The sequence below is a fragment of the Aeromonas sp. R5-3 genome, assembly GCF_040908225.1.
Classification (GTDB): domain Bacteria; phylum Pseudomonadota; class Gammaproteobacteria; order Enterobacterales; family Aeromonadaceae; genus Aeromonas; species Aeromonas dhakensis.
On the sequence record NZ_JBFODH010000018.1, the window covers coordinates 124,920 to 137,814 of the forward strand.

13 protein-coding genes are annotated in these 12,895 nt (G+C 63.4%); 7 read left to right on the forward strand and 6 right to left on the reverse strand.

What is annotated here, in order from left to right:
• Positions 1-29: 29 nt before the first annotated feature.
• The 5 genes from pdhA (at position 30) to AB5Y95_RS08930 (ending at position 4,041) form a co-directional block, all read left to right on the forward strand.
• Positions 30-1,121 (forward strand): pyruvate dehydrogenase (acetyl-transferring) E1 component subunit alpha, encoded by a 1,092-nt coding sequence (pdhA, locus tag AB5Y95_RS08910; protein WP_017782312.1) that lies wholly within the window; start codon positions 30-32, stop codon positions 1,119-1,121.
• Positions 1,118-2,104, forward strand: coding sequence for an alpha-ketoacid dehydrogenase subunit beta (locus AB5Y95_RS08915; protein ID WP_005302805.1), 987 nt, complete (start codon positions 1,118-1,120; stop codon positions 2,102-2,104). The genes pdhA and AB5Y95_RS08915 overlap by 4 nt, the downstream gene beginning before the upstream one ends.
• Positions 2,101-3,201, forward strand: a complete 1,101-nt coding sequence (locus tag AB5Y95_RS08920) for a dihydrolipoamide acetyltransferase family protein (protein ID WP_024942458.1) — start codon at positions 2,101-2,103, stop codon at positions 3,199-3,201. The genes AB5Y95_RS08915 and AB5Y95_RS08920 overlap by 4 nt, the downstream gene beginning before the upstream one ends.
• Positions 3,202-3,405: 204 nt before the next feature.
• Positions 3,406-3,615 carry a cold-shock protein gene (locus tag AB5Y95_RS08925; protein ID WP_005302803.1) on the forward strand — a complete coding sequence of 70 codons (210 nt, stop codon included), beginning with the start codon at positions 3,406-3,408 and terminating at the stop codon, positions 3,613-3,615.
• Positions 3,616-3,735: 120 nt separating this feature from the next.
• Positions 3,736-4,041: a hypothetical protein gene (locus AB5Y95_RS08930; RefSeq protein ID WP_368160659.1), complete on the forward strand. Its 306-nt coding sequence runs from the start codon at positions 3,736-3,738 to the stop codon at positions 4,039-4,041.
• Here the strand turns inward: AB5Y95_RS08930 and AB5Y95_RS08935 are convergent.
• Positions 4,028-4,276 carry a TIGR02647 family protein gene (locus AB5Y95_RS08935; protein ID WP_005302794.1) on the reverse strand — a complete coding sequence of 83 codons (249 nt, stop codon included), beginning with the start codon at positions 4,274-4,276 and terminating at the stop codon, positions 4,028-4,030. The genes AB5Y95_RS08930 and AB5Y95_RS08935 overlap by 14 nt on opposite strands.
• Positions 4,277-4,524: 248 nt before the next feature.
• On the opposite strand from AB5Y95_RS08935, the gene AB5Y95_RS08940 reads away from it, so the two are divergent.
• Together AB5Y95_RS08940 and AB5Y95_RS08945 are read left to right on the forward strand one after the other, a co-directional pair.
• A complete protein-coding gene (locus tag AB5Y95_RS08940; RefSeq protein ID WP_206220391.1) occupies positions 4,525-5,082 on the forward strand; it encodes a hypothetical protein in 558 nt (185 codons plus the stop codon).
• Between the two features lie 94 nt (positions 5,083-5,176).
• Complete coding sequence (locus AB5Y95_RS08945) at positions 5,177-5,569, forward strand: DUF2750 domain-containing protein (protein ID WP_005302792.1); 393 nt, start codon at positions 5,177-5,179, stop codon at positions 5,567-5,569.
• A gap of 108 nt (positions 5,570-5,677) precedes the next feature.
• Here the strand turns inward: AB5Y95_RS08945 and AB5Y95_RS08950 are convergent, their stop codons facing one another.
• The 5 genes from AB5Y95_RS08950 to AB5Y95_RS08970 form a co-directional block, all read right to left on the reverse strand.
• Entirely contained in the window at positions 5,678-7,528 is a 1,851-nt protein-coding gene (locus AB5Y95_RS08950; RefSeq protein WP_368160661.1) for an extracellular solute-binding protein, read from the reverse strand.
• Between the two features lie 121 nt (positions 7,529-7,649).
• Positions 7,650-8,543 (reverse strand): EamA family transporter, encoded by an 894-nt coding sequence (locus AB5Y95_RS08955; RefSeq protein ID WP_208200589.1) that lies wholly within the window; start codon positions 8,541-8,543, stop codon positions 7,650-7,652.
• A 128-nt stretch (positions 8,544-8,671) separates the two neighbouring features.
• On the reverse strand, positions 8,672-9,418 hold the full coding sequence (locus tag AB5Y95_RS08960) for a DNA-binding transcriptional regulator YciT (RefSeq protein WP_010633454.1): 747 nt from the start codon (positions 9,416-9,418) through the stop codon (positions 8,672-8,674).
• Between the two features lie 93 nt (positions 9,419-9,511).
• Complete coding sequence (locus tag AB5Y95_RS08965) at positions 9,512-11,944, reverse strand: formate C-acetyltransferase/glycerol dehydratase family glycyl radical enzyme (protein ID WP_368160663.1); 2,433 nt, start codon at positions 11,942-11,944, stop codon at positions 9,512-9,514.
• Between the two features lie 52 nt (positions 11,945-11,996).
• Complete coding sequence (locus AB5Y95_RS08970) at positions 11,997-12,893, reverse strand: glycyl-radical enzyme activating protein (RefSeq protein ID WP_208200591.1); 897 nt, start codon at positions 12,891-12,893, stop codon at positions 11,997-11,999.
• Positions 12,894-12,895: the final 2 nt, after the last annotated feature.

Consider the following 12,895-nt stretch of genomic DNA (forward strand, 5'->3'; position numbering starts at 1 on the left):
GTGACGTTGACAACGGCAAGGAGCCAGTTATGACCCATGTCGACATCCCTTTCCTTCGTTACCTCGATGAGGAAGGGCGCCCGGTCGCCACACTACCGACCTGGCTGGACAAGGCGATGCTGCACACCTTCTACCGAAACATGGTGATGGTGCGCAGTTATGACAAGAAAGCGATCGCGCTGCAGCGAACCGGCAAACTCGGCACGTTTCCCTCCCATCTGGGAGCCGAAGCGGTCGGGATAGGCGTCGGGCTCGCCATGCAGCCGCAGGATGTCTACGTGCCCTACTACCGGGACATGCCCACCCTCTATGTGCGGGGCGTGCCCATGGAGAAAAACCTGCAGTACTGGGGCGGGGACGAGCGCGGCAGCGTCTTTTACAAGGCCGACGGTGAACTCTCCGAGGACCTGCCCATCTGCGTGCCCATCGCCACCCAGATCACCCATGCCGCCGGCATCGCCGCGGCCTTCAAACTGCGCAATCAACCCAGGGTCGCCGTGGTGACCATCGGCGATGGTGGCACCTCCAAGGGTGACTTCCTGGAGGGGCTCAACTGTGCCGGCGTCTGGCACCTGCCCATGGTGATGATCATCAACAACAACCAGTGGGCCATCTCGGTGCCGCGCAAGCTGCAGTCGAGCGCCCCCACCCTGGCCCAGAAGGGGATAGGGGCCGGCGTGCGCAGCATCCAGGTGGACGGCAACGACGTGGTCGCCGTTTATGAGGCCACCCGCAGCGCCGTCGAACGCGCCCGCAGCGGCAAGGGGCCGACCCTGATCGAAGCGGTCAGCTATCGGCTGGGGGATCACACCACGGCCGACGATGCGACCCGCTATCGTGAAGCGGCCGAGGTGGAAGCAGCCTGGGCCAAGGAGCCGGTCAAGCGGCTGCGTCAGTTCATGTTTGAACAAGGCTGGTGGGACGAGCAGCAGGAGCAGGCACTGCTGGCCGAGGCGGCCCGCGAGGTCGAGCGCGCCGTGGCCGTCTATGAAGGAACGGCGGCGCAGGCCCCGGAAACCCTGCTCGACTATCAGTTTGCCGAGTTGCCGAAGGATTACCGCACGCAGCGCCAGCGCATCATCGCCAAGGGCATGCAGCAGCACAGCGGGGAGGAAGCATGAGTGATATGACGTTGCTCGAGGCCGTCAATCTGGCGTTGCATCACGAGATGGAGCGGGACCCGGATGTGGTGGTGCTCGGCGAGGATGTGGGGGTCAACGGCGGGGTGTTTCGCGCCACCGTGGGCCTGCGCGACAAGTTCGGCTTCAAGCGGGTGATCGACACGCCGCTGGCCGAGGGGCTGATCGCCGGGGTGGCGGTCGGCATGGCCACCCAGGGACTCAAACCCGTGGCCGAATTCCAGTTTCAGGGCTTTATCTTCCCGGGCATGGAGCAGATCATCTGCCAGGCGGCGCGGATGCGCAATCGCACCCGGGGCCGCATCACCTGCCCCATCGTCTACCGCTCCCCCTACGGCGCCGGCATTCACTCCCCCGAGCACCACAGCGAGAGCGTGGAAGCCCTGTTTGCCCACATTCCCGGGCTGCGAGTGGTGATCCCCTCCAGCCCGAAACGGGCCTATGGCCTGCTGCTGTCGGCTATCCGTGACCCGGATCCCGTGATGTTCTTCGAGCCCGATCGCATCTATCGCTCCATGAAGTCCGACGTGGTGGATGACGGCATCGGCCTGCCGCTGGATGTCTGCTTCACCCTGCGTCCCGGCCGTGACCTCACGGTTGTCGCCTGGGGGGCCTGCATCCAGGAGGTGATGCGGGCAGCGAACCTGCTGGCGGAGCAGGATATCCAGTGCGAGGTGCTGGATCTGGCCACCATCAAGCCGCTGGACATGGAGAGCATACTGGCATCGGTGCGCAAGACCGGCCGCCTGTTGGTGGTGCACGAGGCGTGCGGCAGCTTCGGAGTCGGCGCCGAAATCGTGGCACGGGTCACCGAGGAGGCGCTCACCTCCCTCAAGGCTCCGCCCAGACGGCTTACCGGGGTGGACGCCGCCGTCCCCTACTACCGCAACGAAGAGTATTACCTCATCACCGAGCAGGACATTGCCGATGCGGCTCATCAGCTGATGGAGAACCAGTGGCTATGAAATTTTTCAAATTACCGGATCTGGGTGAAGGCTTGGCCGAAGCCGAGATCGTCGAATGGAAGGTCAGCGCCGGCGATACCGTGAGTGTCGACCAGGTGTTGTTGTCGGTAGAGACGGCCAAGGCGCTGGTGGATGTTCCTTCACCGGTGGCTGGGGTCATCGCCAGGCTGTGCGGACAGGAGGGGGACATTCTGCACATAGGTGCGCCGCTGGTGGAGTTCGAAGGCGGCGAGGATGACGGCACCGTGGTCGGCAAGGTCAACGCTCATCAGCAGCATATCGAGGATCACTTCGTGGTGGGCGCCATCGCCCCCGGCGGCGCCCTGGTGCAGGCCATGCCGGCGGTGCGCCTGCTGGCCCAGAAACTGGGGCTCGACATCGAGCGGATCAAGGGCAGCGGCAGTGCCGGCATGGTGACCGAGCAGGACGTGCAGCAAGCGTTCGAAGCCCAGCAGAGCAGCGGCAACGAGTTCCTCAAGGGGTCGCGCCGGGCCATGGCCAAGGCGATGGAGCTCTCGCACCAGACGGTGGTGCCGGTCAGCATCACCGACGAGGTGGACTTGCGCCACTGGCGCCCCGATGAAGACGTTACTGTAAGGCTCATCAAGGCCATCGGGGTGGCTTGTCGGGCCGAGCCCTCCATGAATGCCTGGTTCGACGGCGACACTCTGTCAAGACGGCTGTTCAGGGAGGTCAACGTGGCCATTGCGGTGGATTCCAAACATGGGCTCTACGTGCCGGTAATGGAAAACGTGGCCGAGCGGGAAGGGGCCGATCTGCGCCAGGGGCTGGATCGCATGATCGCCGACGTGAAGGCGCGCGCCGTACCGCGCGAGATGCTGCAGGGGGCAACCATCACCCTCACCAACTTCGGCGCCATCGCGGGCCGCTATGCCAGCCCGATCGTGACGCCGCCCCAGGTGGCCATCATTGGCGCGGGCAAGTTGTTCGAGAAGGTGGTGTTCATCCATGGGGAGGCGCGCCCGGTCAGAGCGCTGCCACTGTCGATGACATTCGACCACAGAGCCTGTACCGGCGGCGAGGCGGCACGCTTCCTCAAAGCCCTGGTTCAGGCACTGGAAGCGGCTACGCTGTAACGTTTGTGCCCTGCCGTGGCAGGGCACAAATTGTTTGCGTAATCCCCAAAGCCACGTATAATCTCAACCAGCTTGAAAGGGCGATAGTTATGTCAATGAATATGATGTTTTACATCTTTTCCTGTTGTTCATAAGTTAATCCCGTTTTTTGAGCTTTATCCGCTGAAAAGCATAAGTAATTATTTTGAATACAGGTTTAAAGATATGTCTAACATGATCACCGGTACCGTTAAGTTTTTCAACGAAACCAAAGGTTTTGGCTTCATCCAGCAAGAAAACGGCCCGGACGTTTTCGTTCACTTCAGCGCCATCCAAGGTAACGGCTTCCGTACCCTGGCTGAAGGTCAGCGCGTACAGTTCTCCGTGACCCAAGGTCAAAAAGGCCCGCAGGCTGAGAACGTAACTGCTCTGTAATTCTTACAGAATTTAAGAAAGCCGTGGTGCCTTTGGGTTCCACGGCTTTTTGTTTATGGGCGTTTTTCACCGTCCGTCGGTGTGAGGCGTGACCTTCTACTTCTGCATGTTGTGCCGACTATGCTGCCATCCCTTCTGCTCGCCACCACACTGATTGCCTCCACCGATAAACAGGGGCCTAACCTCGTTGAGAAAGAGGCCATGGCCGTGTGCCAGCAGTTTGTGCAGGTGCGGGTGGGCGCTGGCAGGCTCCCGGACGAGATCAGGGCGCAGCCGTTGCCGAAACGGGCGGGGGAGTGGATGGTCGATGGCAAGATAAAAGGACCCGAAGGTCCTTTGCTGTTTGCCTGTCTGTTGCGTCAAGGGAAACGCTGGGAGCTGCTCAACTTTTCGCTGTGGGCTCCCAAGACGGTCAAAGCGGTTTGAGTGCCACCAGCAGGTGCTGCAGGTGTTCCACCATGGTCATGCCAAAGGGCGTCAGATAGCCGCCATCTTCCGCGCTGATGAGTCCCTGCTGGTGCAGGCGAACTGCCGCCTGGCAGAGTTCGTCGGACATGTCGCTGCGCAACTTGATCCCCAGGCTCATGTTGGCCGGATCAAAGCATGCCAGTATTTTCAAATCGTTTACAAACTCGCTGGAAACCTGGTCGATCCCGATCATGAATGCACTCCTTACGCTAAAGATGTATGCAAACTAGCACTCCCGGATCCACTTTAGTGGGCGCTGGCTCAAACTATTGGGCTTTCTCTCTCCCTGGCGTGCTCAAACGCTGCTTTTTTGGTCGTCATCTGGTGAATCAATTGAGAATTGTTTGAGTCCGGCTTTGCGGCGCCAAACATGATAGGATAGGGCTTCCTTTGTCTATCTGGCCGATATTGTCTGTCGGCCCCCGGTTCAAGGCGCATTCCATGGTCAAGATCACACTGGTATCCCTGCTGCACACCCTGGGTTCCCGTTTTCCCGTCTACCCGGCCTCTCTGCTGCTGCCGCTGCTTGAGCAACATCAGGGGGATCTCTGGCTACCCACCTGCAAGGGGGCTGATGTCGCCGCCCTGCGTCAGCATGGCAAGGGCGCAACCGCGCAGAGCCTGGCACCGCTGACGGCAGCCTGGTGCGACTTCGCGACCGGTGAAGAGGGGGCGACGCCTGAGCTGGACGCGCTGGCCAACTACGACAGCGAGATGATGGACAACCTGCAGATGTACTGGCACAGCCCGGCCAAGATCAACAGCCCGATCACCGACAACCTGTTCGAGCTGCGCCGCGAGGTGGTGGAAGAGGCTCATGGCGGCAAGCTGGCCGATGCCTGGGACAGCGCGCAGCAGGCTCGTCTTGCGCAGATCCTGGCGGGGGCTAGGGCCGGTCGGGATCAGCTCTGCTTCGTCGAAGTGGAGGCGGCCTACTGGCTGCGCCAGCGCCTTGGCGAGATGGCGGAGATCGACCTGGTGACTCCTGAGCTCGGGTGAACCGGCTCAAAAATCGGTGACCGATCTCTCATACTGGACAAGGCGCCGGCAAGATGTGAACATGGCGCCCTTTATTGCACAAGAGACTTGACCGATGAGCTATGAACTGAGCGACACCGAGCGCAATGCAGCGCTGCAACTGAACGCGGACTACCGCTTTGATCACTTCATCAGCAAGCTGGTCGAGCACGAAGAGCTGTTCGTTCTGACCGACGAGCACGGCGTCATGATGCTGACCACCGACGATGAAGACTGCATCCCGGTATGGCCGCACCCGGAGTACGCCAAGGCGTGGGCCGAAGGGGAGTGGGCCGACTGCAAGCCGCAGTCCATCACCCTCAAGGTATGGCTGGAGCGCTGGATTGACGGCATGGAGCAGGATGAGCTGTGCGTGGCCGTCTTCCCGACGCCGGATCAGGAAGGTATCGTGCTGGAGCCGGCCGACGTGGCCGACGCCATCGCCCAGAAGCAGGCCAAGCGCGGCTAAGCGCCTTCTGCCTCAGCGAGCAACCCAGGTTGCAAAGAAAGACCCCGCCACTGTGCGGGGTCTTTTTGTTGATGGCCTTGGCACACCCTGGCAGAGAAGCGGGTTGCCCTATTGCTGCTGATAGGTGGTGTCAACCAGGGTGACGGGCGGGAAGGGCTGGCCTGCCTTGATGGCGGCCCGGGTCTGCGCCTTGGTCTCTTCATCAATCCAGAACAGACCGCCGTAACTGTAGCCGCTGTTGCTGCCGTCCAGCGGCCAGTAGAGCAGTTCGCTCTTGGGCGTCGCCGGCAACTTGGGCAGTTTTATCCAGCGCCAGGCCCCTTCCCGGGTGTAGGGCACCTGATAGGCGGGCACGAAGCTGGCCAGTTCATAGAGTCGCTGCTGGATCTGGCGCGACAGCGCCGCCTTTTTGGCGAAGTCGAACTCCTTGTCGTACTGCTCCACCAGGGCTGTGATGGCGTCGTCATTTATGTTCATGATGTTGTTGGTCTGCGGCTTGTTGGCGTTGACCTTGTGGAAATATTCCCAGTAGGCGGGATAGCGGCTGGTGCTCCAGCCCATCCAGGCACTCTGGTGTTTCTTCTCCAGCATCGACTTGAAGCCGGCCGAGGCATCCATCAGGTTGAGCTCGAGGTTGAGCCCCGCCTTCTTGGCCTCTTCGCGCAGCAGGGTGAGGCGCTGGGCGTGCTCCGCCGTGGTGTAGGTGATGCTCAGGGTCAGCGGCTGGCCCTTGTCGTTTTGCAGGGTACCGTCGGGGCCTGGCTTGGTGAAACCGGCCTTGGCGAAGTACTGGCGTGCCAGCTCGGGGTCAAACGGGCGGGCCTTGAGCTCCGTGTTGGTGAACTCCCCCTGGCCTGAGCCGTAACTGTTGAGGCGTTGGTAATCCCCCCGCAGCAGGGTGGTGAGCATCTTGTCGAGGTTGAGGGCATGCTGGATGCCGAGCCGCACATTGAGGTCGCGCAGCAGCGGATCGGCAGTGTTGAGATAGAGCCCCATGGGGGACTGGGGGGTCTGGTTGTAGAACCAGAGTCGCTCGATATAACCCTGCTCGAACTCAGGCGTCCTGGTCTTGTCGTGCCACCAGTTGGGCATGACCAGCGGGAAGGTATCCAGCTCGCCGCGCAGGAAGTGCTGCCAGGCGATGTTCTGATCCCTGAGCACCTTGAGCTCGATCCGGTCCGGGTTGAAACGGTGCTGGAAGTAGCGCTCGTCATTGCCCCACCAATCCTTGACCCGCTCGAAGGTGACCGACTTGCCCTTCTTCACCTCGCCAAGCTGGTAGGGGCCGGTCACTGGCAGCACCTTCCAGTTGTACTCCTTGACCCAGTCGGCGGTGATCTTGATGGCGTGGCTGGGGGCCGGGGTGAAGGGGAGGGATTCCAGCAGATCCTGGCGACTCTTGGCACTGCCGCTGGAGATGGCCAGGGTGTGGTCGTCAAACTTGGTGACGTCGCTTATCTGGGTGCTGTAGTAGTTGTTGTACCAGGGGTCGTTGATCTCCTTGCTGCGCAGCAGCTTGAGGGTGAACAGCCAGTCATCGGCGGTGACCGGTTGGCCATCAGACCAGCGCGCCTTGGGGTTGATGCGCAGATAGAGGGTCTTGTGGTCGGGCCCAAAGGCCCATTCGTTGGCCAGCATGGGCATGGGATTGCCGGTGACGGGGTGGGTACTCAAGAGCGGCAGGTTGGTCTCCCGCACATAGCCGGCGAAGCCGCCGTTGGAGTCCGGACCGTACACCCGCAGGGTCAGCGGAAAACTGGTCATGAAGCCGCGAAAGGTGCCGCCCCGCTTGGCGGCCGGATCCGCGAACACCGGATCCATGTTGTTGCTCTCCCACTTGAGGTCAGCCGGCAGGGTGGCGCTCCAGCCGTAGTGGCTCAGGCAGAGGGTCAGGGTGATGGCACTGGTGCGCAGAAGGCGCGGGATGATCCGGGGGCCGGCGGTGACTGTCGATGGCATGTCCTTGCTCTCCTGATGGCTGCGTCCTGCAGGCCATGTGTTGATGACGCGAGCCCCGTTGGGGGCTGGCTCATCATGAAAAGTTTCTCCGCCCCGGTCAATGGCGACGGGTAAATAAGCGTCAGGCGGCGGTCTGCGATTTGAACCAGCGCAGCCGCCCGCCCAGCAGATGCACCACGAACCCCAGCAGCACCAGGGCAGAACCCAGCCACTGCAAGGGGGTGGGGTGCTCGTCCAGCAACAGGGCCGCCGCCACCATGCCGACGCAGGGCACCAGCAGGGAGAGGGGGGCCACCTGCGCCACCGGGTAGCGCATCAGCAGCCGCCCCCACAGGCCGTAGCCGAGCCAGGTGGCGACAAAGGAGAGATAGAGCACGCACAGGATCCCCTGCCAGCTGATGTTGAGCAGGCTGCTGGCCATCAGCCCAGGCCCCTCGAACAGCCAGGAGAGGGCGAAGAAGGGGAGGATGGGCACCAGCCCGCCCCAGGCGACCAGGCTTGGCAGAGAGGTCTTGTAACGCAGGCCGATCTGGCGATTGATGACGTTGCCAAGGCCCCAGCAGGCGGCGGCGCAGAGGGTCAGCACGAAGCCGAGCAGGGTGAGATTGCCCTCGCCATGGGTGGCGATGAGGTAGAGCCCGGCCCCCGCCAGCGGCAGGGCCACCCAGTGGTGGGGTTGCCAGCGCTCCCCCAGCCAGATCATGGCGAACAGCAGGGTGAACACCACCTGGGATTGCAGCACCAGCGAGGCCATGCCGGCCGGCATGCCGAACTTCATGGCGCAGAACAGAAAGGAGAACTGGCCGAGGCTGATGGCTCCGCCGTAGGCCAGCAGCCAGCGCCACGGCATGGCGGGTCTGGGGACCAGCAGGATGGCGGGAAAGACCACTCCGACGAAGCGCAGTGCCCCCAGCAGCAGCGGCGGGATCCCCTCCAGCCCCCACTTGATGGCGACGAAGTTGAGCCCCCAACAGAGGATGACCAGAGCGGCCAGAAACTTGTCCTTGGTGTGCATGTCACGTCCTTGAAAGAGTGGTCCTTGCCAGGCGGTGGCCAAAAGAGGACGAGCATACCCTCGTCTGGGTGGGCGCCGTCAAGCGGCCAGGCGGGGGAGCAACCCGGCAACAGGGGGCAAGGTGCGACTCAGGCGGCGACGCAGTGCACTGTGATGCCGCGTGCAGTCAGGGTGGATCGCATGGTGACGGGCAGGGCGTCGTCGGTGACCAGCACGCCGATCTGCCCTGGCGTGCCGAGCGGACTTGGGTGGATGGCTCCGAACTTGCTGCTGTCGGTGATGACCACATTGGTCACCCCCTTGGCCAGCACGCTGTTGACCACATCCGCCCGCATCATGTCGCGGCCGGTGAAGCCCACCTCGGGATGAAAGCCGTCCACCCCGATGAAGGCCTTGGAGAAGTGCACCTGCTCGATGCACAGCCGGGTCAGCGGCCCTACCACGCTCTCGCTCTGATGCTGGAACAGGCCGCCGAGCAGCACCACCTGGGCCTGGGTGTCGCGCAGCAGGTGGGCGATGTAGCTGCTGATGGTGATGATGGTGACCCGTTTGTGCAGGGCCAGATGACGGGCCAGTAGGGCGTTGGCGCTGCCCCCCTCGATAAAGACCGTCTCGCCATCTTCCACCAGCTGGGCGGCCCGCTCGGCGAGGCGCTCCTTGAGCAGGTAGTTGATGTTCATCCGGGCGTCGGGGTCGTCGCTCTCCAGCGCCATGGCCGAGCCGTGCACCCGTTTGAGCAATCCCTGTTTTTCGAGGGAAGTCAGGTCGTTGCGCACCGTCACCTCCGAGACCCCGGTACGTTGGGATAGCTCGCTCACGCTCATCTTGCGGGCCTGATGGACCAGAGTGAGGATCAATTGGTGGCGTGGATTCATGGTACCTCGCTGGTTGACAGTGGATAGCGGCAAGCCACCCCGCGGGTGGCTTGCCGGTCATATAAGGGGCACAGCTGCCCCTGGTGGGGCCCGTCAGAGACTGTGCTCGGTTCGGGCGATGATATCATCTTGCGCATCGGGGGATAAGGCGGTGAAGAAGGCCGAATAGCCTGCCACCCGCACCACCAGATCCCGGTACTGATCGGGATGGGCCTTGGCCGCCAGCAGCGTCTCGCGCGAGACGATGTTGTACTGCACGTGCCACCCCTTGTGCACCTCGAAGAAGGTGCGCAGCAGGCTCATCAGCTTGGCCTTGTCCCGCTCGCTCTCCAGGCTGGCCGGGCTCAGCTTCTGGTTGAGCAGCACGCCGCCGAGGATGGCCGCAGTGGGCAGCTTGCCGAGGGAGTTGAACACCGCCGTGGGGCCGAGGCGATCCGACCCCGACGCTGGGCTGGCCCCTTCCGCCAGCGGGGTGCGGGCGTGGCGGCCATCCGGGGTGGCCATGGTGGCCGCACCGAAGGGCACGTTGGCCGAGATGGAGGAGGTGCCCGCATAGTAGGTGCCGCCGATGGGGCCGCGGCCGAAACGGGTGTTGTGCAGCCCCTTGAGCTCGTCGATGTAGCTCTGGTAGGCCTGCACCAGCAGCAGGTCGACCTCGTCCAGATCGTTGCCATATTTGGGAGCCGCATGGGTGAGGCGCTGGCGCAGCTGCTCGCCCTCAAGCCCGGCAAAATCCTGCTCGAGCGCTTCGGCCAGCTCGCACTGATCCACCACCCCCTGCTCGAACACCAGTTTCTTCAGCGCTGCTAGGCTGTTGCCCAGGTTGGCGATCCCCACCTGCAGGCCGGAGACCCAGTCATAGACGGCGCCCCCCTGCTTGATGGTCTTGCCGCGCTCGATGCAGTCATCCACCAGGGCGCTGCAGAGGATGTCGTGGGCCTGGGCCTCCAGCACGCTGTCGACCACGCAGTCGATCTCGATGGACTTGCGGGTGAAGTAGCGCACCTGCTCGTCCCAGCGGGCCATCACCTCATCGAAGTGGCCGAAGGTGCCGTCCCGCAGCGATTGGGGCTGGGGCAAGAAGACCTTGCCGGTGGTGGCGTCACGGCCGCCATCGAGCGCCGCCAGCAGGATGCGGGCGAAGTTGATGAAGCTCATGCCGGTGCAGCGATAGCCCCACTTGCCGGGCACCGCGGTTTCGATGCAGCCGATGGCGGCGTAGTGGTGGGCATCCTCCTCGCTCACCCCGAGCTTGATGAACTCGGGGATCACCACCTCGTCGTTGTTGAAGGCGGGCATGCCGAAGCCGCAGCGGATCACCTGGATGCAGGCGTCGAGGAAATCCTCGCTCATGCCGGCGTGGTAGCGCACCGAGAGGTTGGGCTGGGTCGAGCGCAGCTGGCCGCAGGACTCCAGAATCGCGTAGGAGAGGCCGTTGACCGCGTCGTGGGCCTTGCCATTGCGCCAATTTTGGCCGCCGATGGTGACGTTTTGATAGAGCGGACTGCCGGCGGAGGCCTTGGAGTGGGTGCCGGAGCGGATCTTGTTCACCTCCAGCAGCTTGAGCCAGCACCCTTGCAGCAGTTCGATGGCGCGGGTGCGCGGCAGGGATTCCGACAATTCCACCTCGCGGCGATACCAAGGGTAGAGGTACTGGTCCATCCGGCCAAACGACACCGAGTGGCCGTTGGACTCGATCTGCAGGATGAGCTGGATGAAGTAGCAGAGCTGCAGCGCCTGCCAGAAGGTCTCGGGGGGCTGGTGGGCGATACGGGCGCAGTTGAGGGCGATGGTCTCTAGCTCGCAGCGGCGCTCGGGGCGCGGCTCCTGCTGCGCCAGTTCGCGGGCCAGCGCGGCGTAGCGCTCGATGTGCTGGCTGACGGCATCGAGGGTGATGGCGACGGCCTGCAGGAACTGCTCGCGCTGCAGATCGGCCCAGTCCGCCAGATCGAGCCGGCTGCGCCGCTCGGCCACCCTGGCCTTGAGGCCGTCGAGACCGAGGGCAAGCAGCTGCTCGTAGTTGACCGCGAGGTGGGCATCCCCCGAGGTCATGTTGCCCTCGGCCTTGATGATGCCGCTCTCCAGCAGCCCCTTCTGTTCGTCGGTAAAGAGGCCGTAGCAGCGATCCTGCACCGTCTGGCCGCGCCAGAAAGGGGTGAGGGCGTGGATGGCCAGCTTGTCCGCCTCGCTCACCGCAAAGCCGGCGCCGGGGCGATCCGCCAACTCGTCGATCTCCTTCTCGATCCAGCCCACCGTGTATTCGGGAAAGAGCGGCGCTGCCCGCACCTGGCTCGCCTGGTTGCCGACGATGAGCTCGTCGTGCTTGATCCAGATGGTGCGCTCCTTGAGGTGGTGGGCCAGCGCCAGGGCGCGGCGTACCGGCAGCGGCCGGGCCAGGTGGGCCTGATAGGCCTCTGTATAGTGGCGGGCGCGCTCGGTGCAGACCGGCGGCTGGACGATGTGGATCAGGCTCTCCTTGTGGGCACGGATCCGCGGGGGCAGGGTAGTGAGGTCGAGCTGGGTCATGGTCTTATCCTCTGGTCATTGGGCAGCGAATGGCTGATGTCATGGGGTGTTCCTAACCCCGGGTGAGCGGGGTCAGCCCCTGCGCACGGGCACACTCATGGGCAAAGGCGAGCAGTGCCGGGTCATCGAGTGGCTGCAGGGGGGCCAGATAGGGTTGGTCGAGCAGGGCGTATTTGCCCACGCCCAGGGTGTGGTAGGGGAGAAAGTGGATCTCCTGTACCGTGCTGAGGCTGGCGGCGGCCTGGGTGATGGCCTCGATGGAGGCGTGGTCGGCATTGAAACCGGGGATGAGCGGCACCCGGATCTGCATGGCCACGCCGCGTTCGGCCAGCCGCTTGAGGTTGGCCAGCGGCAGGGCGACCTTGCCGCGGGTCCAGTCGAAGAAGCGTTCCTCATCCACCTGCTTGAGATCCGCCAGCAGCAGGTCGAGGTGGGGGAGGCTGGGTTCAATCTGGTGCCAGGGCACGTGCAGGCAACTTTCCACCGCGGTATGCAGCCCCTCGGCCTTGCAGCGGGCCAGCAGGCTGGCAGCAAATTCTGGCTGCATGAAGGGCTCGCCGCCGGAGAGGGTGACTCCGCCGCCACTGCGCTCGAAGAAGGGGCGATCCCGCAGGATGGTGGCCATCAGGGTGTCCAGGCTCTCCTCCCGGCCGCACACCTGCAGCGCTTCGCTGGGGCAGAGGCCGCGCAGCCGTTCCACATCCTGATTGCCGAGGGATGAGCGGGTGAGCTGGACACCCTGGCTGTCACGCAAGATTGCCGGGCAGGCGTCGCTGCAGAGCCGGCATCCCTCGATGCATTGGCGCCGGTCGAGTAGTATGTCCGGCTTGGGAGAGCGGCTTTCCGGGTTTTGACACCAGCGACAGGCCAGCGAGCACCCCTTGAGAAACACCAGGGTGCGAATGCCGGGGCCATCGTGGGTTGAATAGCGTTGCAGGTCGAAAATCATAC